Source organism: Streptomyces sp. GS7, assembly GCF_009834125.1.
Taxonomy (GTDB): Bacteria; Actinomycetota; Actinomycetes; order Streptomycetales; family Streptomycetaceae; genus Streptomyces.
Genome location: NZ_CP047146.1, coordinates 2,223,619 through 2,242,355 on the forward strand (window position 1 = coordinate 2,223,619; position 18,737 = coordinate 2,242,355).

General features: G+C 73.1%; 13 protein-coding genes. 9 read left to right on the forward strand and 4 right to left on the reverse strand.

Annotation, left to right across the window (positions count from 1 at the left end; genetic code table 11):
• The first annotated feature begins 244 nt into the window (after positions 1 to 244).
• Positions 245 to 652: a DUF3040 domain-containing protein gene (locus tag GR130_RS09590; RefSeq protein WP_159504307.1), complete on the forward strand. Its 408-nt coding sequence runs from the start codon at positions 245 to 247 to the stop codon at positions 650 to 652.
• Positions 653 to 1,543: 891 nt separating this feature from the next.
• On the opposite strand, the gene GR130_RS09595 is transcribed toward GR130_RS09590, so the two are convergent.
• From GR130_RS09595 to GR130_RS09610, 4 genes are all read right to left on the reverse strand, one after another.
• Positions 1,544 to 3,967, reverse strand: a complete 2,424-nt coding sequence (locus GR130_RS09595) for a transglutaminase family protein (protein ID WP_159504308.1) — start codon at positions 3,965 to 3,967, stop codon at positions 1,544 to 1,546.
• A 31-nt stretch (positions 3,968 to 3,998) separates the two neighbouring features.
• Positions 3,999 to 5,366, reverse strand: coding sequence for a DUF58 domain-containing protein (locus GR130_RS09600; RefSeq protein WP_159504309.1), 1,368 nt, complete (start codon positions 5,364 to 5,366; stop codon positions 3,999 to 4,001).
• Positions 5,366 to 6,388, reverse strand: coding sequence for an AAA family ATPase (locus GR130_RS09605; protein ID WP_159504310.1), 1,023 nt, complete (start codon positions 6,386 to 6,388; stop codon positions 5,366 to 5,368). Before GR130_RS09605 ends, GR130_RS09600 begins: the two co-directional genes overlap by 1 nt.
• Before the next feature lie 255 nt (positions 6,389 to 6,643).
• Positions 6,644 to 7,180, reverse strand: coding sequence for a beta-class carbonic anhydrase (locus tag GR130_RS09610; RefSeq protein WP_159504311.1), 537 nt, complete (start codon positions 7,178 to 7,180; stop codon positions 6,644 to 6,646).
• 519 nt (positions 7,181 to 7,699) lie between these two features.
• Between GR130_RS09610 and rsmH the strand changes: the two genes are divergently transcribed.
• The 8 genes from rsmH (at position 7,700) to ftsW (ending at position 18,733) form a co-directional block, all read left to right on the forward strand.
• Positions 7,700 to 8,659, forward strand: coding sequence for a 16S rRNA (cytosine(1402)-N(4))-methyltransferase RsmH (rsmH, locus tag GR130_RS09615; RefSeq protein WP_159504312.1), 960 nt, complete (start codon positions 7,700 to 7,702; stop codon positions 8,657 to 8,659).
• A complete protein-coding gene (locus GR130_RS09620) occupies positions 8,656 to 9,342 on the forward strand; it encodes a septum formation initiator family protein (protein WP_159504313.1) in 687 nt (228 codons plus the stop codon). Before rsmH ends, GR130_RS09620 begins: the two co-directional genes overlap by 4 nt.
• A 105-nt stretch (positions 9,343 to 9,447) precedes the next feature.
• Entirely contained in the window at positions 9,448 to 11,451 is a 2,004-nt protein-coding gene (locus tag GR130_RS09625) for a peptidoglycan D,D-transpeptidase FtsI family protein (RefSeq protein WP_159504314.1), read from the forward strand.
• Positions 11,452 to 11,469: 18 nt separating this feature from the next.
• Positions 11,470 to 13,242: a UDP-N-acetylmuramoyl-L-alanyl-D-glutamate--2,6-diaminopimelate ligase gene (locus GR130_RS09630; protein ID WP_159504315.1), complete on the forward strand. Its 1,773-nt coding sequence runs from the start codon at positions 11,470 to 11,472 to the stop codon at positions 13,240 to 13,242.
• A gap of 62 nt (positions 13,243 to 13,304) precedes the next feature.
• Positions 13,305 to 14,747 (forward strand): UDP-N-acetylmuramoyl-tripeptide--D-alanyl-D-alanine ligase, encoded by a 1,443-nt coding sequence (locus GR130_RS09635; protein ID WP_159504316.1) that lies wholly within the window; start codon positions 13,305 to 13,307, stop codon positions 14,745 to 14,747.
• Positions 14,748 to 14,752: 5 nt separating this feature from the next.
• A complete protein-coding gene (gene mraY / locus GR130_RS09640) occupies positions 14,753 to 15,817 on the forward strand; it encodes a phospho-N-acetylmuramoyl-pentapeptide-transferase (protein ID WP_159509862.1) in 1,065 nt (354 codons plus the stop codon).
• Positions 15,818 to 15,855: 38 nt separating this feature from the next.
• Positions 15,856 to 17,322, forward strand: a complete 1,467-nt coding sequence (gene murD, locus GR130_RS09645; protein WP_236573939.1) for a UDP-N-acetylmuramoyl-L-alanine--D-glutamate ligase — start codon at positions 15,856 to 15,858, stop codon at positions 17,320 to 17,322.
• 58 nt (positions 17,323 to 17,380) lie between these two features.
• Positions 17,381 to 18,733: a putative lipid II flippase FtsW gene (gene ftsW, locus GR130_RS09650; protein ID WP_159504318.1), complete on the forward strand. Its 1,353-nt coding sequence runs from the start codon at positions 17,381 to 17,383 to the stop codon at positions 18,731 to 18,733.
• Positions 18,734 to 18,737: the final 4 nt, after the last annotated feature.

The window sequence follows — 18,737 nt, forward strand, 5'->3', positions numbered from 1 at the left end:
CGACCACCGCGTGCGGTCGGCCACAGGCCACCCGAACAGCCCCTTCGCCCCGTATGATCGGGGTACGACGTTCCGGCATGACGGACTGGTGGGTGGGGAATGCAGCCAGCATCACCACCGGCCGCCGCGGCGGCTTGGCCAGTGAATTGGCGTAGAGGGGCGGGTTTCACGGGGGCGATTCCCTGCCTATCCTGAAAGGGTCGCACCCCGGTCGCCCCCCGCGACCGACGAGTAGGAGGACTCCGTGCCGCTCTCGGAGCACGAGCAGCGCATGCTCGAGCAAATGGAGCGAGCGCTGTACGCCGAAGATCCCAAGTTCGCGACAGCGCTTGAGGGAAGCGGGCTGCGTACGTACACCCGGCGACGGGTCTACCAAGCGGTCGCGGGCTTCCTGCTGGGTATCGCCCTGCTCATGGCCGGAATGGTCGCGCAGCAGATCTGGATCAGCGTGGTCGGCTTTCTCGTCATGCTCGGTTGTGCCGTTCTGGCCGTCACCGGGTGGCGCAAGGCCCCGAAGGCGGGCGAGCGGCGGGCAGCAGCGGGCTCCGGTGGCATCGGCGGGCCGGCGCGCCGGCAGGCCAGGCAGCGCCGTTCGATGATGGACCGTATCGAGGACCGCTGGCAGCGCCGACGCGACGAACAGGGCCACTGACCAGCAACGGCAAGTGGGCAGCGCTCCGTGTCCGGCGGGCCCCGATGCACCGATGTGTCGCTGTACCGACGTACCCACGCACCGCACGGATGTCCCACGATGTGCAACGGCCTGATCTCCTACGCCTGATCGCCCACCGTTTGATCTCCTTCGTTTGATCTCCCTTCGCCGAGTCTCCTCGTCACCCCGGATCGGCCCGAATACACCGGGCGAGAGGTGACCGGTGGGGGAACGGTTCTCCTCGGTGTGGGGGGAGCCCTTCCCGGTGCAGCGGTGAGTGCCGCCGGTGCCGCGGTGAGCTGCATGTTTGCACTGTGTGCCGTGGTGCTTCCCTGCGATGTCGTGGAGCTTCCCGCGCTGTTCCCTGGTGCTTCCCCTTGCTTCCCGTGCTGTCCGTGGTGCTCCTGTGATGTCGTGGTGCGGCCCCTGATCGTGTCGGGGACCGCACTACATTGCCCTGAGCCCCTGAGCCCCTGAGCCCCTGAGCCCCTGAGCCCTGAACCGCGAGCCGCGAGCCGCGAGCCGCGAGCGGGGAGTCGGCCAGGGGCCTGGGCCGGAGGGTCTCGTCCTACGCCCTGCCTGCCCGCCCGGCGCGTCCTGCCCGGCCCCTGTCTGGTCGCCGGCCTGTCACCGCGGTCGGCACGGCATCGCGCCCGGCGGGAGCCGGGGTGGGCCCTCGGTGTCCTGGGACGGTCCGCGGTGGCTCGCCCGGATTGCGACGCACCACGCGGCGGATGCGGGAGACGCCCTCCGCTCCGGCCCGGTGCCCACGGGCCCGGTAGCTGCGGCGCGCCCGGGCCCGAGCTGCTGCCACCCTCGCACCGGACGCCGTGCCTCCGCGCCCCGCGCACCCTCTCCACCGGTGACGGCGCAGTCACGCGGCGCACGGGCCTATGCCCGTGCGCCGCGCCGTCGGCGTGATCGGAGGGTGGCCGTGGCGCGCCGGACCGCGGCCACCGGGCGGCTGCCGCGGCCGCGCAGCAGCACGGCCGACCACCGGGCCGCGCAGGCCCACCGGAGGCGGGCCGCGGAGCGCGGGGCGAACCGGGCACGCAGGCGCAGGGCGCGGGTCGCCGCGTCCCGCAGGCCGGACCGCACCAGCCGGACGTCCGCGGCGAGCCCGGTCGCCGGCAGCGGCTGCGGGGCGTAGAGGACCTGCTCCACCGCCGCCGCGACGCGCTGGGCGGCACCGGCGGCGTCCGGTTGCAGTTCCCCGACGCGAATGATCCGGGCCGCCGCCTTGCGCGGGGTCAGCGACCGGTCCGGCAGGATGCCGAAGTCCCAGCCCGTGTCCAGCAGCTCCCGCCAGGCCGCGAGGGTGGCTGCCGCGCCGTCGCCGGCCGGTCCTCCGCCCGCCAGCCGCCGGGCGCGCGTGCGGGCCCGCCACAGCGGCGGTGTCGCGAGCAGCAGCACGACGAGCAGCAGCGCGGCGACCAGGCCCACCAGCGGCCAGGGCGAGGGGCCGCCGCCCGACGCGCCGGATCCGGGCAGGGCGGGCGCCGCCAGGCACGCCGCGCCGACCCCTGCCCGGTGCTCCCCGGGGCCGCAGGACGGGCCCGCGGACGGCTCGGACGAGGGGGCGGTGGACTGTGCGGGCTCCGGGGTGGGGCTGCCCGGGGCGGGGGCGTGCGAGGTGTCCGGGTAGGCGTAGTCCGGTACGCTGCCGCGGCTCGGCGTCGGCTCGAAGCGGGTCCAGCCGATGCCCTGGAAGTACAACTCGGGCCAGGCGTGCGCGTCCTTGAGACCGACCGAGGTCGTGCCGTCGGGCTGCTTGGTGCCCGGTGTGAAGCCGACCGCGACCCGGGCCGGGATGCCCAGGGTGCGGGCCATCGCCGCCATCGAGAAGGAGAAGTGCACGCAGAAGCCCTGCTTGTCCTCCAGGAAGCGGGCTATCGCCTCGGATCCGCTGCCCGCCCGGACCTCGGTGTTGTAGCTGAAGCCGCCGTAGAGCGCGAACCAGTCCTGGAGCTTGACGGCCTTGGCGTACGCGGTCGTGGCGCCGCGGGTCACCTGGCGGGCGGTGGTGCGGACGACCGCGGGGAGGGTGGCCGGCACCTTGGTGTACTCGCGCAGTATCGCGGCCGGCGGCGGCGGGGCATCGGCCAGCTGCTGGGCGGTGGGCCGCAGTTGGAGGCTCTCGACCTGGTATTGCAGGCCGTGGGTGTTCTGTCCGCGGTCGCCGACCAGCGTGCGGCCCTCGGGCTCGAAGCGCCAGCGGCCGGGGATGTCCACCTTGGACGCCGGGTACGGGAGGGGCAGCCAGTTCTGGGCGTACCACGGGGCGGTCGAGAGGGAGGTGTTGATCCGGGTGCTCGCCACCTCGGGGCTCAGGCCGACCGGGCGCGGCAGCTCGGCCGGGACGTCGGTGACCGTCCGCTCGGACGGCTTCCACGTCGTGCCGTCGAACTGGTCCAGCGCGACGATCCGCAGATACATCTCGCGGGTGTCGGCCGCGGTGGTGCGGTAGTTGAGGACCTCCCGGTCCTCCGGTTGGTTCAGGCTGTCCTGGAGCGAGACCAGCGGGTTGATCGCGGAGATGGTGCCGCCCCCGCCTCCCGGCCCGGCGGCGCCGGCGGCCGGGCCGAGCAGCCCGCCGCCCATGGACGGCAGCACGGCGGGCACCGCCAGTGCGATCCCCAGCGCCAGCGCGCCGATCCGGCGGCCCGTACGGACCGGGACCGGCGCCGGCCCGCCGCCGAAGCCCGGCCGGCCCGTGCCCGTACCGCGGAAGACCCGGCCCCACTGGGAGAGCCGGTCGCGGCCCTCGGCGAGCAGGAGCAGCAGATAGCCGGCGGCGGCCACCAGGAACCACAGCCAGCCCGAGCCGCCCTGGGACAGCCCGGCCGCCACCGAATAGAGCGCGAGCAGCGGCAGCCCGGCGGGTGCGGCGCTGCGGTAGGTGACCGCCAGCGCGTCCACGATCACGCCGATCAGCAGCACCCCGGCGACCAGCAGCAGCCGGATTCCCGGGGTGACGGGGGCCGGGATGGCGTACCGGCCGACGTCGTGCACGCCCTCCTGCACCAGACGGCCGAACGCGGCGACGGCGTCCGGGCCCGGCAACAGCCCGGCCACCGCCTGGTCGCGGGCGAACAGCACGGTCAGCAGCAGTACGCCCGCCAGCAGTTGCGCGCCGATGGTCAGCGGTCCGGCCAGCGGGACCCGCCGGGCCAGTGCTCCCACGCCGGTCACCAGCGCCAGCAGGGTCGCGGCCTGGAGCATCCAGCTGATCGGATCCACCAGCGGCAGCAGCGTGCACGCGGCGCACAGCGTCGCCACCATCGCGCACAGCGCCAGCCTCGCCCGGCCGCTCATGCTCCTGCCTCACTTCGTCCGGGAGCGCCGTTCACGCCCCACCTCCCGCAGCCGTGTCGGACGGATCCGCTCCGGCCGCGGGCTCCGAACCCGCTCCGGCCCGGTCCGCGGCCTGCCACAGCCCGGCCAGCGAAGCGCCCGGCTCCACCGGCAGCGCCGCCCAGCCCGCCTCGCGCAGCATCCGCAGCCGCTCGGCGACCGGTGTCTGCCCGTGGGAGAACCGGATCCCGCCGGGGTCGCGGGTCCAGGCGTCGCCGTCCAGGACGAACGCGATCGCGGTGCTGCCGTGGCGGCGTATCCGGCCGGCGACCGCCGCCTGTCGCTCGTCCAGGTCGCCGAAGAAGCCGATCAGCAGCCCTTCCGTGCCGCCGCGCAGCGCCTCGTACGCCGCGGCGAGGCCCTCCTCGTCGGAGTGCTCCACGATCGCGAGGCTGTCCAGCAGCAGGCCGGCAGTGTCGGCGGACTCGCTGCCGCCGCTGCCGGCCGGGCCGGGAACCGAGCTGCCGGTGTCCGTCAGCAGCCGCACCGAGAACCCCCGCTCCAGCAGATGCAGCGCGACCGAGGCGGCGCCGGCGACCGCCCATTCGAAGGCCGAGTCGGGCCCGGAGCCCTCGTGGGCGGCGGCCCGGGTGTCGAGCAGGACCGTGCAGCGGGCCTTCTGCGGCTGCTCCTCGCGGCGCACCATCAACTCGCCGTAGCGCGCGGTGGAGCGCCAGTGGACCCGGCGCAGATCGTCGCCGTGCCGGTAGCCGCGGGGGATGACGTCGTCCTCCCCGGCCAGCGCGAGCGAGCGGTGGCCGCCGTCCCCGTACCCGGCGGCCTCGCCGGTCAGCCGGACCGCGGGCAGCGGCTCGACCCGGGGTACCACCGTCAGGGTGTCGGAGGTGCTGAACGAGCGGGTCAGCTCGCACATGCCGAACGGGTCGGAGAGGCGCAGCTGCAGCGGGCCCAGCGGATACCGGCCGCGCAGGTCGGAGCGGACGCGGTACGACACCTCCCGCCGGCCGCCGGCCTCGACCCGGTCCAGGACGAAGCGGGGCCGCGGCCCGAGCACATACGGCACCCGGTCCTGGAGCATCAGCACTCCCGTGGGCAGCCGGGAGAGGTTCTCCATCCGCAGCCGGACGCGGGCCTCGGCGGCGGCGGAGACCCGGGCGGGGGAGAGGGTGCGGCTGCCCGAGACGCGGTAGCGGGTGCGGTGCAGGACCAGGACGCACACCAGTGGCAGCACCGCCAGCAGCAGACCGACCCGCAGCAGATCCGCCTGCCCGAGGAGATACGAGCACACCGCGGCGGCCAGCCCGGCGGCCAGGAACGACCGGCCGCGCGTCGTCAGCCCTCCGAGGGCCGAGCGCAGCCCGTCGGGCTCCGGGGTCCCCTCGCTCCCCCCGGCGGACATCACAGCTCCCGCGCGCCGGGCGGCTGCCGGCCGTGGACCTGCCGCCACTGCGGTGCGGACGGGTTCGGAACCGGGGTGCGCTGCACGATCTCCAGCACGACCTGCTCGGCCGTACGGCGGTTCAACTGGGCCTGGGCGGTGGGCAGGAGACGGTGCGCGAGCACCGCCGCCGCCAGCGACTGGACATCGTCCGGCAGCGCGAACTCCCGCCCGGCCATGGCCGCCGCCGCCTTCGCGGCGCGCAGCAGATGCAGCGTCGCTCGCGGCGAGGCGCCCAGCCGCAGGTCCGGGTGGCTGCGGGTGGCCGCCACCAGGTCCACGGCGTATCTGCGCACCGGCTCCGCGACATGGACCGCGCGCACCGCCTCCGTCAGCTTCACGATCTCGTGGGCGTGCGCCACCGGTTGGAGGTCGTCCAGGGGAGAGGCGCCGCCGTGTACATCGAGCATCCGCAGTTCGGCCGCCGGGCTGGGATAGCCGATCGACACCCGCGCCATGAAGCGGTCGCGCTGCGCCTCGGGGAGCGGATAGGTGCCCTCCATCTCCACCGGGTTCTGCGTGGCGACCACCATGAAGGGGCTGGGCAGTTCGTACGTCTGCCCGTCCGTGGTGACCTGGCGCTCCTCCATGGACTCCAGGAGCGCCGACTGGGTCTTGGGGGAGGCGCGGTTGATCTCGTCGCCGATCACGATCTGGGCGAAGATCGCGCCCGGCTTGAACTCGAAGTCCTGCCGCTGCTGGTCGTAGACGCTGACGCCGGTGATGTCCGACGGCAGCAGGTCGGGGGTGAACTGGATGCGGCGCACCGAGCAGTCGATGGACCGCGCGAGCGCCTTGGCGAGCATCGTCTTGCCGACGCCCGGCACGTCCTCGATGAGCAGATGCCCCTCGGCCAGCAGGACGGTCAGCGCGAGCCGTACGACCTCCGGCTTGCCCTCGATCACACCCTCCACCGACCGGTGAACCCGCTCGGCGGTGCTGGTCAGATCGCTGAGGCTCGCTCGTTCGTCATACGTCGTCACTCGGCCCTCCTCGGCCCGTTCCACGGGTGGCCGACGCCCCCTTGACGGACCCGGCCCTCCCCGATCGTGCATCGTCCCCGACCGCGGCCGGGGCGATGTCACCTACGCATTCTTGCCGCCCGCGCGGCTTCGCGTCATGGCCTGTGGATAACTCACACCGTCGCGCCGGGCCTATCCGGGCAAGACGGACAATCCCAGGTCGGGGGAGGGATGATCAGGCGGGATCGCCGCACGCCACGGTGGTCCCGCCCCGTGTCAGCTCCGCGGATCGATCTCCCGCAGCAGCCCCGTCGTCACGTCGAACACGAACCCGCGGACGTCGTCGGTGTGCGGCAGGAAGGGGGAGGTGCGCACCCGCTGCATGGACTGCCGGACGTCCTCGTCGAGGTCCTTGAACGCCTCGACCGCCCAGGTGGGCCGCTGCCCGACCTCGGCGGCCAGCTCGTGCCGGAAGTCCTCGGTCAGGCCCAGCAGGCCGCAGCCGGTGTGGTGGATGAGGACGACCGAGCGGGTGCCGAGCGCGCGCTGGCTGATCGTCAGGGAGCGGATGATGTCGTCGGTCACCACGCCGCCGGCGTTGCGGATGGTGTGGCAGTCGCCGAGCTCCAGGCCCAGCGCGGCGTGCAGGTCGATACGGGCGTCCATACAGGCCACCACGGCGACCTTGAGGACCGGCCGGGCGTCCATTCCGGGGTCGGTGAAGGCGGCGGCATAGCGCTGGTTCGCCTCGACGAGGCGGTCGGTGACGGTCTTGGAGGGCGGGGGCAACGGCTGCGACGCAGGTATGGGCATGGATTCACGGTAATCGCCGGTGGCTTGTTCAGCGCTATGTGAGGGCGGGCATAGGGGGCAACATCACAGCTTGTGAGGTAGTCCACATGCGGGTTCGCGCCGGGGCTCCAGGGGTGACGAGGCCGCGCGCGGCGACGTCCGCACGCCCCCGGCAAGCCGCCGCGGGACGCGCGGAACCGGTTGATTGACCGGGGCGGCAGGTGGACTAAAGTGGCGCGAAGTGGGAGGCGTGACGCTCTCCTTAAGGATCCCGGATCCCTCGCGTGCGTGAAATCCGTACGTACGGTTCGGCCTCCTCCCGCTCCACGGTCATCCGACGTCTCTTCCCCGTCGCCGGAGGGCCACTTCCCCTTCAGAGCGGGCGGGGACCAAGCGGTACGTGCGGCAACCCCCCAGCCAACGGCCGGGGACCCACCTGCCGCACACCATCGGAAGGCATATGAGCGAGCGCAGCGAGCGAATCAGGAAAAGGTGCGCGCTCCGCGCATGCAGGCCCGCCGAGCGCATCGAGGCCGCCGCATGAGCAGCAACACTCGTCACGTACCCGTCATGCTCCAGCGGTGCCTGGACATGCTCGCCCCCGCGCTCGCCGAGCCCGGGGCGGTCGTCGTCGACTGCACCCTCGGCCTCGGGGGGCACAGCGAGGCGCTGCTCTCCGCCTTCCCCGAGGCCCGCCTGGTCGCCCTCGACCGCGACCCGGAGGCGCTGCGGCTCGCCGGGGAGCGGCTGGCCCCCTACGGTGACCGCGCCACCCTCGTGCACGCCGTCTACGACGAGCTTCCCCAGGTCCTCGCCCGGCTGGGGCTGCCGCGCGTCCAGGCCGTGCTGTTCGACCTCGGGGTCTCCTCGATGCAGCTCGACGAGGCCGAGCGCGGCTTCGCGTACGCCCAGGACGCCCCGCTGGACATGCGGATGGACCAGACGACCGGCATCAGCGCCGCCGACGTCCTCAACACCTACCCGCCCGGGGAACTGGTCCGGATCCTGCGCTCCTACGGGGAGGAGAAGCAGGCCAAGCGGATCGTCTCGGCGGTGGTCCGCGAGCGGGCCAAGGAGCCGTTCGACAACAGCGCCCGGCTGGTCGAGCTGATCCGCGAGGCGCTGCCGCAGGCCGCCAAGCGCACCGGCGGCAACCCGGCCAAGCGCACCTTCCAGGCGCTGCGCATCGAGGTCAACGGCGAGCTGGCCTGCGTCGAACGGGCCGTCCCGGCCGCCGTGAAGGCGCTCGCGGTGGGCGGCCGGATCGCCGTGCTCTCCTACCACTCGCTGGAGGACCGGCTGGTCAAGCAGGTCTTCGCGGCCGGTGCCGGCAACACCGCGCCCCCCGGGCTGCCGGTCGTCCCCGAGCGCTACCAGCCCCGGCTGAAGCTGCTGACCCGCGGAGCCGAACTGCCCACGGAGGAGGAGGTCGCCGAGAACCGGCGCGCGGCCCCCGCCCGGCTGCGCGGCGCCGAGCGCATCCGCGAGGACATCGCGTGACACGCCAGGGGGGCCGGCCCCGCGGGAGGCAGCGCCTCGCCGCGCTGCTGCCCTCCGCCCCGCGGGGCGCGACGGCCGCGCGCACGCCCTTCGTGCTGCTCGTCGTGGTGCTCCTGGGGTCCGGGCTGATCGCCCTGCTGCTGCTCAACTCGGCGCTCAACCAAGGGTCGTTCGAACTCAGCAAGCTGGAGCGGAAGACCAGCGAGCTGACGGACGAGCAGCAGGCGCTCCAGCAGGAGGTGGACGGCTACTCCGCGCCGGACGAGCTGGCGCGCCGGGCCCGCAAGCTGGGCATGGTGCCCGGCGGCATCCCGGTCTTCCTGCTGCCGGACGGCACGGTCCGCGGCAAGCCGGGCGTGGCCGCGTCCGAGGGGGCGCCGCTGGCCGCGTCCGCCGAGCCGTCGCCGCTCGGCCCGTCCGGCGGGCCCCCGGCACCGGTCCCGCAGGCCGCACCGGTTCCGCAGACGGCGCCGGTCTCGCAGGCTGCGCCGGCCCCCGAGGCCGCGCGGATGCCGCTGAGCCCGCTCGCCCCCAGCACCCCGGGCGCCACCGCCTCCCCGGGCCCGATGGCCACCCCGGTGGTCCCGGCCGCCGTGCTCACCGACTCGCCGTCCCCGTCCGCATCCGCCTCGCGGGCGTCCGGACGCTCAGCCGCCCTCGCCCCGACGACCTCCGGCAGGTGACCCCGTGACGCCCGAGGCCGCACCCCCGTACGCCGCACCGGCCCCGCGGCCGTACGGCGGCGCCCCGCTCCCCGCCACCCCCGCGCACGCCCCGGAGACCGCGGTATGACCGAGCCCAGGGACCCCCGCCGCGTCCCGCGTCCCGCCCGGACCGGCAACGGGGCCGCTGCCCGCGGCGGGCGGCCCGCCGCCGGCCGGCGCCCCGCCCCCCGCCAGGGCACCTCCCGGTCCGGCGGCCCCCGGCCCCCCGCCGCGCGCCCCCGGCCGGTCGCCAACGCGCTCCGCCTGGGCAGCCCGCGCCCGCGGCTGCGGCTGGTCTCCCTGGCGCTGACGCTGGTGATGCTGGCCTTCGTCGTACGGCTCGTGCAGGTGCAGGCCGTGGACGCCGGGGCGTACGCCGCCAAGGCCAACGAGAACCGCTACGTCCCGGTCAAGCTGGCCGCCGCGCGCGGTGCGATCACCGACCGGGAGGGGGTGGACCTGGCCACCACCGTCGACGCGTACGACATCACCGCCGACCCGAGCCTGCTCGCCCCCGACAAGATCAAGATCAAGGGCGCGCCGCAGCAGGCCGCCGCGCTGCTCGCGCCGATCCTCGGGGAGTCGCGGGACACCCTCACCGCGAAGCTCGCCCGGCCCAAGTCCCGATACGCGCTCCTCGCCCGGCAGCAGACCCCCCAGGTCTGGCGGCGGATCAAGGACCTGCGCAAGTCCCTGGACGCCAAGGCCGCCGCCGCTCCCAAGAGCGCGCCCCGGCCGGACGTCCTGGTCGGGATCTTCGCCGACAAGCACAGCAAGCGCGTCTACCCGGGTCACGACCTCGCCGCCGGCGTCCTCGGCTTCGTCGGCGGCAACGGCAAGGGCGCCGGCGGCCTGGAGGCCCAGCTCGACAAGGAACTGGCCGGCAAGGACGGCAAGCTCGTCTACGCCCAGTCCGGCGGCCGGCGGGTGCCCACCGCCGACACCCAGGAGCACCCCGCCGTCCCGGGCACCGACGTCCAGCTGACCCTCGACCGCGACATCCAGTGGGCGGCTCAGCAGGCCATCGCCGACCAGGTCAGGAAGTCCCAGGCGGACCGCGGCTACGTCGTCGTCCAGGACACCCGCACCGGCGAGATCCTGGCCCTGGCCAACGCGCCCGGATTCGACCCCAACAACGTCGCGAAGGCCAACCCGGAGGCGCTGGGCAACGCCGCCCTCACCGACGCCTTCGAGCCGGGCTCCACCAGCAAGCTGATGTCGATGGCCGCCGTCCTGGAACAGGGCGTCGCGACCCCGTACACCCGGGTCACCGTGCCCAACCGGCTGCACCGCGGCGACCGGCTGTTCTCCGACGACGTCGACCACGCCACCTGGAACCTGACGCTCAACGGCGTCCTCGCCAAGTCCAGCAACATCGGCACGATCATGGCGGCCGGCCAGCTGGGCAAGACCCAGCCCCAGGCCAACCAGGTCCTCTACTCCTACCTGCGCAAGTTCGGCATCGGCCGGCCGACCGGCCTCGGCTTCCCCGGCGAGACGGACGGCATCCTGGCCAGACCGCAGGACTGGAACACCTCCCAGCAGTACACGATCCCGTTCGGCCAGGGCCTGTCCCTCAACGCGGTCCAGGCCGCCTCTGTCTACTCCACGATCGCCAACGGAGGCGAGCGGATCGCCCCCACCCTCGTCCGCGGCACCACCGGACCCGACGGCCGGTACGTGCCGGCCGCCAAGCCCGCCAAGGACCGCGTGGTCAGTCAGAAGACCGCCGAGACGCTCGCCACCATGCTGGAATCGGTGGTGGACGACGAGGAGGGCACCGGAGCGAAGGCGAAGATCGACGGGTACCGCGTCGGCGGCAAGACCGGCACGTCCAACCGGGTGGACCCGAAGACCGGCCGCTACCACGGCTACACCGCCTCCTTCGCCGGCTTCGCGCCCGCCGACAAGCCCCGTATCACCGTCTACTGCGCCGTGCAGAACCCCACCAAGGGCAGCTACTTCGGAGGCCAGGTCTGCGGTCCGGTCTTCCAGCAGGTCATGGCGTTCGCGCTGAAAACCCTCCAGGTCCCGCCGACCGGCGCCCCCGCCCCGCGGCTGCCGGTCACGTTCAAGCCAGGCGAATGAAAACGAGGCAACACCGCCGTGACGACGATCACTCCCGAAGGGCCGCACGAGCCCGGAAACAGAGCCCCGGCGAAGCCCTCTTTTCGCCCCGGGCCCGTTGTGCCCGGTACGCTCACCGCCGTGTCACAAGCTGATCAGTCCCAGAAAACCCAGCACGCGAAGAACGCGGAGAAGGGCGGCCCCGGCAGATATCCGGGTGCGCCCCGACCCGAGCAGGTCCGCCCCACCCCCCTGGCCGACCTCGCCGAGCAGCTGGCGACCCCGGTACCGGCCGGCGCATCCGCCGTCCAGGTCACCGGTATCACGCACGACTCCCGTGCGGTCCGCCCCGGCGACATCTACGCCGCGCTGCCCGGCGCCCGCCTGCACGGCGCGGACTTCGTCGCTCAGGCCGCCGACCTCGGCGCCGCCGCGATCCTGACCGACCCGTCGGGCGCCGAGCGGGCCGCCGCGACGGGCCTGCCGGTCCTGGCCGTCGACAACCCGCGCGGGCGGATGGGCGCCCTGGCCGTCTCGATCTACGGGGCACCGGGCGAGGACCTCCTCCAGATCGGCATCACCGGCACCTCCGGCAAGACCACCACCGCGTACCTCATCGAGGGCGGGCTGCGCGCGGCGCAGGCGGCCGAGGGCGGCGGCGGGCGCCGGGCGGGCGGGCTGACCGGCCTGATCGGCACCGTGGAGACCCGGATCGGCGACGAGCGGATCAAGTCCGAGCGCACCACCCCCGAGGCCACCGACCTCCAGGCGCTGTTCGCCGTGATGCGCGAGCGCGGGGTCCGCGCGGTGGCGATGGAGGTCTCCAGCCACGCGCTGGTGCTCGGCCGGGTCGACGGCTGCGTCTTCGACGTCGCGATCTTCAACAACCTCAGCCCGGAGCACATGGAGTTCCACTCCGGCATGGAGGACTACTTCCAGGCCAAGGCCCAGCTCTTCACCCGGGCCCGCAGCCGGGCCGGCGTGGTCAACATCGACGACGAGTACGGCCGGCGGCTCGCCGCCGGCGAGGCCGAGGTCCCGGTCACCACCTTCTCCGCGGAGGGCCACCCGGACGCGGACTGGCGCGCCGGTGACGTCGAGGTCGGCACGCTCGGCTCGACCTTCACCGTGCACGGCCCCGGGGGCCAGAAGGTGCGCGCCGCCTCCCCGATCGCCGGCCCGTTCAACGTCGCCAACGCGCTCGCCGCGATCGTCTCGCTGGTCGTGGCAGGCATCGACCCGCAGACCGCCGCCGACGGCGTCGCCGCGGTCCCCGGCGTCCCCGGCCGGTTGGAGCGGGTGGACGCCGGCCAGCCGTATCTCGCGGTCGTCGACTACGCCCACAAGACCGACGCGGTCGAATCGGTTCTGCGCGCCCTGCGGAAGGTCACCACCGGAAAGCTGCACGCCGTCCTCGGCTGCGGCGGCGACCGCGACCCGCACAAGCGCGCCCCCATGGGCGCCGCGGTGGCCCGCCTCGCCGACACGGCCATCCTGACCTCCGACAACCCGCGCAACGAGGACCCGCTCGCGATCCTGGCCACCATGCTGGCGGGCGCCGCGGAGGTGCCGGTCCACGAACGCGGCACGGTGCTGGTCGAGGAGGAGCGGGCCGCCGCCATCGCCGCCGCCGTCGCCCGCGCCGAGCCCGGCGACACCGTGATCGTCGCGGGCAAGGGCCACGAGCAGGGCCAGGACATCGCCGGAGTGGTCCGGCCCTTCGACGACCGCCAGGTGCTGCGCGCCGCGATCGAATCCGCGATGCCGGCGCAGAAGTCGCAGCAGTCACAGCAGCCGAACCACCAGGGATGACACACCGCCATGCGCGCACAATCCTCTTGTTGGCACTTCCTGCACGGCTCCGGGGGTGACCTGTGATCTCCCTGTCGCTCGCCGAGATCGCGAGCATCGTCCGCGGACAGCAGCACGACATACCGGACCCGGGCCGCGAGGTCACCGGGCCGGTCGTGGCGGACTCCCGTGAGGTCCGCCCCGGTGGCCTGTTCGTGGCCTTCGCCGGTGAGCGCGTCGACGGCCACGACTTCGCCGCCGGCGCGGTGGAGGCCGGCGCCGCGGCGGTGCTCGCCGCCCGCCCGGTCGGCGTCCCGGCGATCGTCGTCGACGACGTCGTCGCAGCTCTCGGCGCCCTGGCCCGCGCCGTCGTCGAGCGGCTGGGCACCACCGTCGTCGGTCTCACCGGCTCCGCCGGCAAGACCAGCACCAAGGACCTGATCGCCCAGCTCCTCCAGCGGCACGGCCCCACCGTGTGGCCGGAAGGCAACCTCAACAACGAGATCGGGCTGCCCCTGACCGCGCTCCGCGCCGATGCCGCCACCCGTCATCTCGTCCTGGAGATGGGTGCCCGCGGCGTCGGCCACATCCGCTACCTCGCCGAGCTGACCCCGCCCCGGGTCGGCGTGGTCCTCAACGTCGGCACCGCGCACATCGGCGAGTTCGGGGGCCGTGAGCAGATCGCCGAGGCGAAGGGCGAACTCGTCGAGGCGCTGCCCGCGGCCGAGGACGGCGGTGTGGCGGTGCTCAACGCCGACGATCCGTACGTCCGTGCCATGGCCTCCCGTACGAAGGCCCGTACGGTCCTCTTCGGCGAGGCCGAGGACGCCGCCGTACGTGCCGCGAATGTCCGGCTCAACGGCCTCGGACAGCCCTCCTTCACGCTTCACACACCCTCCGGGTGCAGCGATGTGACCATGCGGCTGTACGGTGAGCACCACGTGTCGAACGCGCTCGCCGCGGCCGCCGTCGCCCACGAGTTGGGCATGCCCGTAGACGAGATCGCCACCGCGCTCTCCGAAGCCGGCACGCTCTCCCGCTGGCGGATGGAGGTCACCGAGCGCGCGGACGGCGTGACGGTCGTCAACGACGCCTACAACGCGAACCCCGAGTCCATGCGAGCGGCGCTGCGTGCGCTGGTCGCCATGGGCGCCGCCGGCAAGGCACAGGGAGCTCGTACGTGGGCGGTGCTCGGTGAGATGGCCGAGCTGGGCGGGGAGTCACTCGCCGAACACGACGCGGTCGGGCGGCTGGTCGTCCGGCTCAACGTCAGCAAGCTCGTGGCGGTCGGCGGCAGGGAAGCGGCCTGGCTCGACATGGGCGCCAAGAACGAGGGTTCGTGGGGTGAGGAGTCGGTGCACGTGTCCGACACGCGGGCGGCGGTCGACCTGTTGCGCAGGGAGCTGCGACCGGGAGACGTCGTGCTGGTGAAGGCGTCCAGGTCGGTGGGCCTGGAGCGGGTGGCCGCGGCATTGCTGGCCGACGAGGGCGTGTCCGGCGCTGAGGGCGGAGCCGCGTCCCGATGAACTCGATGAAGCAGATCCTCTTCTCCGGAATGATCGGGCTCTTCCTGACCCTGATCGGCACCCCCCTGCTGATCAAGCTGCTGGCCAGGAAGGGGTACGGGCAGTTCATCCGCGATGACGGCCCCCGCACCCACGGCAGCAAGAAGGGCACGCCCACCATGGGCGGCATCTCCTTCATCCTGGCCACGATCATCGCGTACGTCGTCACGAAGGTGATCACCTCCAGCGATCCGACCTTCTCCGGCGTGCTGGTGCTCTTCCTCTTCGCCGGTATGGGCCTGGTCGGCTTCCTCGACGACTACATCAAGATCGTCAAGCAGCGCTCGCTGGGCCTGCGGGCGAAGGCGAAGATGGCCGGCCAGCTGATCGTCGGCATCGCCTTCGCGGTGCTCTCGCTCCAGTTCGCCGACCTCCGCGGCCAGACCCCCGCCTCGGACCGGCTCTCCTTCACCCAGGACTTCGGCTGGCAGATCGGCCCGGTGCTCTTCGTCCTCTGGGCGCTGTTCATGATCCTGGCGATGTCCAACGGCGTGAACCTCACCGACGGCCTCGACGGCCTGGCCACCGGCGCCTCGGTGATGGTCTTCGGCGCGTACACCTTCATCGGCATCTGGCAGCACCAGGAGTCCTGCGCCAACCTGATCACCGCGGGACCCGGCTGCTACGAAGTGCGAGATCCCCTCGACCTCGCGGTCGTCGCCTCCGCCCTGATGGGAGCCTGCTTCGGCTTCCTGTGGTGGAACACCTCACCCGCCAAGATCTTCATGGGCGACACCGGCTCGCTGGCCCTGGGCGGCGCGCTCGCCGGTCTGGCGATCTGCTCCCGCACGGAGATGCTGCTGGCCGTCCTCGGCGGCCTGTTCGTCCTGATCACCATGTCCGTGGTCATCCAGGTCGGATCCTTCCGGCTCACCGGCAAGCGGGTCTTCCGCATGGCGCCACTACAGCACCACTTCGAACTGAAGGGGTGGTCCGAAGTCCTTGTGGTGGTCCGGTTCTGGATCATCCAGGGCATGTGCGTGATCGTCGGCCTGGGCATCTTCTACGGCGGCTGGCAGGCGTCGAAGTGACCGGGAACGAGCCGCAGCACTCCCCCGACTTCGCGGGGATGCACATCACCGTGGCCGGTCTCGGCGTGAGCGGCGTCCCCGCCGCCCGCGCCCTGGCCGGCCTCGGCGCCCGCGTCACCGTCGTCAACAGCAGCGACGGCGAGCGCGAACGGGCCCAGGCGGCCGAGCTGGAGCAATGGGCTGCGGCGCGAAGCGCCTCCAGGGAGGGTGGTGGTGGGCGACGGGCGGGCGTGACCGTCCGGCTGGGCGACGGGGACACCCTCCCCGAGGGCACCGAACTGGTCGTCACCACCCCCGGGTGGAAGCCGACCAGCCCGCTCTTCCTGGCGGCCGAGCAGGCAGGCGTCCCGGTATGGGGCGATGTCGAACTGGCCTGGCGGCTGCGCGGACGGGACGGCAGGAAAGCCGCGCCCTGGCTGGCGGTCACCGGCACCAACGGCAAGACCACCACCGTCCAGATGCTGGCCTCGATCCTGAAGGCGGCCGGTCTGCGGACCGCCGCCGTCGGCAACATCGGCGTCCCGCTCGTCGACGTGGTGCTCGGCGAGGGCCGGGAGGACGCCACGTCCTACGACGTCCTCGCCGTCGAGCTCTCCAGCTACCAGCTGCACTGGGCACCCTCCGTACGGGCGCACTCCGCGGCCGTCCTCAACCTCGCCCCGGACCACCTGGACTGGCACGGCTCCATGGAGGCGTACGCCGCCGCCAAGGGCCGGATCTACGAGGGCAACACCGTCGCCTGCGTCTACAACGTCGCCGACCCGGTGACCGAGGACCTGGTCCGGGCCGCCGACGTCGAGGAGGGCTGCCGCGCGATCGGCTTCACCCTCGGCGCCCCGGGCCCCTCCCAACTGGGCGTCGTCGAGGGCATCCTCGTCGACCGCGCCTTCGTCGAGGACCGGCACCGGCAGGCGCAGGAACTCGCCGAGGTCTCGGACATCACGCCCGCGGCCCCGCACAACATCGCCAACGCCCTCGCCGCCGCGGCGCTGGCCCGCGCCTTCGGCGTCCCGGCCACCGCGGTACGCGACGGGCTGCGTGCCTTCCACCCGGACGCGCACCGCATCCAGCACATCGCGGACATCGCCGGCGTCACCTACATCGACGACTCCAAGGCCACCAACACCCACGCCGCCGAGGCGTCGTTGGCGGCGTACGAGCACATCGTGTGGATCGCCGGCGGACTGGCCAAGGGCGCGACCTTCGACGAGCTGGTGCGCAAGTCCGCCGAGCGGCTGCGCGCAGTGGTCCTCATCGGCGCCGACCGGGCGCTGATTCGCGAAGCCCTGGTGCGACACGCCCCTGATGTCCCGGTGGTCGACCTCGACCGGACCGACACTGGGGCGATGTCCGAGGCCGTACGGGAAGCGACCCGGCTGGCCGAGACCGGCGACACGGTGCTGCTGGCGCCGGCCTGCGCCTCGATGGACATGTTCGTCAATTACAACAAGCGGGGTGACGCCTTCGCCGACGCGGTGGGCGAACTGGCCGCCAACGGTCACTAGACGTTTCTCCCCGCTGCCGTCGCTGCCGGCGGCGAGCGCACCCGTGGAGGGGACGAGGATGACCGCCCGATCGGCGAGACCGGCGCAGTCGCGCCCGGTACGCCGGACCCCCGCGACGGTGCGCCCGCCGCGCGGCAGCCGGACCCCCGGCGGCCCGCGCGGGCTCTACGCCCGCGCACGGCGGGCCTGGGACCGCCCGCTGACCGCCTACTACCTCATCCTCGGCGGCAGCCTGCTGATCACCGTCCTCGGACTGGTGATGGTCTACTCGGCGTCGCAGATCAAGGCCCTCCAGTCCGGTCTGGCGCCGTCGTACTTCTTCCGCAAACAGCTGCTGGCGGCCGTCCTCGGCGGCGGGCTCATGCTGCTCGGCGCCCGTATGCCGGTCCGGCGGCACCGGGCGCTCGCCTACCCGCTGCTCGCCGGCTCGGTGTTCCTGCTGGGCATGGTGCAGATTCCGGGCATCGGGGTAGCGGTCAACGGCAACCAGAACTGGATCAGCCTCGGCGGCCCTTTCCAGATGCAACCGAGCGAGTTCGCCAAGATCGCGCTGGTCCTGTGGGCCGCGGACCTGCTGGCCCGCAAACAGGAGAAGAAACTCCTGACGCAGTGGAAGCACCTGCTGGTTCCGCTGACGCCGGTGACCTTTCTCCTGCTCGGGCTGATCATGCTCGGCGGGGACATGGGCACCACGATCATCCTCACCGCGATCCTCTTCGGACTGCTGTGGCTGGCCGGCGCCCCGACGCGGCTGTTCTCGGGGGTGCTGGGCGCCGCGACCGTGCTCGGCGCGCTGCTGATCAAGACGAGCGCGCACCGGATGTCCCGGCTCGCCTGCATCGCCGCCACCGATCCGGGCCCCGGCGACCAGTGCTGGCAGGCCGTCCACGGCATCTACGCGCTGGCCTCCGGCGGGCTCTTCGGTTCCGGGCTCGGGGCGAGTATGGAAAAATGGGGAGAACTCCCTGAACCGCACACCGACTTCATCTTCGCCATCACCGGGGAGGAACTGGGCCTGGCGGGGACGCTGTCGGTGCTCGCCCTCTTCGCGGCTCTAGGCTATGCGGGTATCCGCGTGGCCGGACGCACGGAGGACCCCTTCGTACGGTACGCAGCGGGAGGCGTGACCACCTGGATCATGGCCCAGGCCGTGATCAACATGGGTGCGGTGCTCGGCCTGTTGCCGATCGCCGGTGTTCCGCTCCCGCTGTTCTCCTACGGGGGCTCCGCCCTGCTGCCGACGATGTTCGCCGTCGGGCTGCTGATCGCCTTCGCGCGTGACGAGCCCGCCGCGCGGGCGACACTGGCCGCGCTGGCGAGGCGGAAGCCGGTTTTCGGCAGAAGACCGGCCGGGCTGAGATGGAAGACGATGAGACGGCGGCTCAAGAAGCGGCCGTCCGGAGAGCGGTGAATTT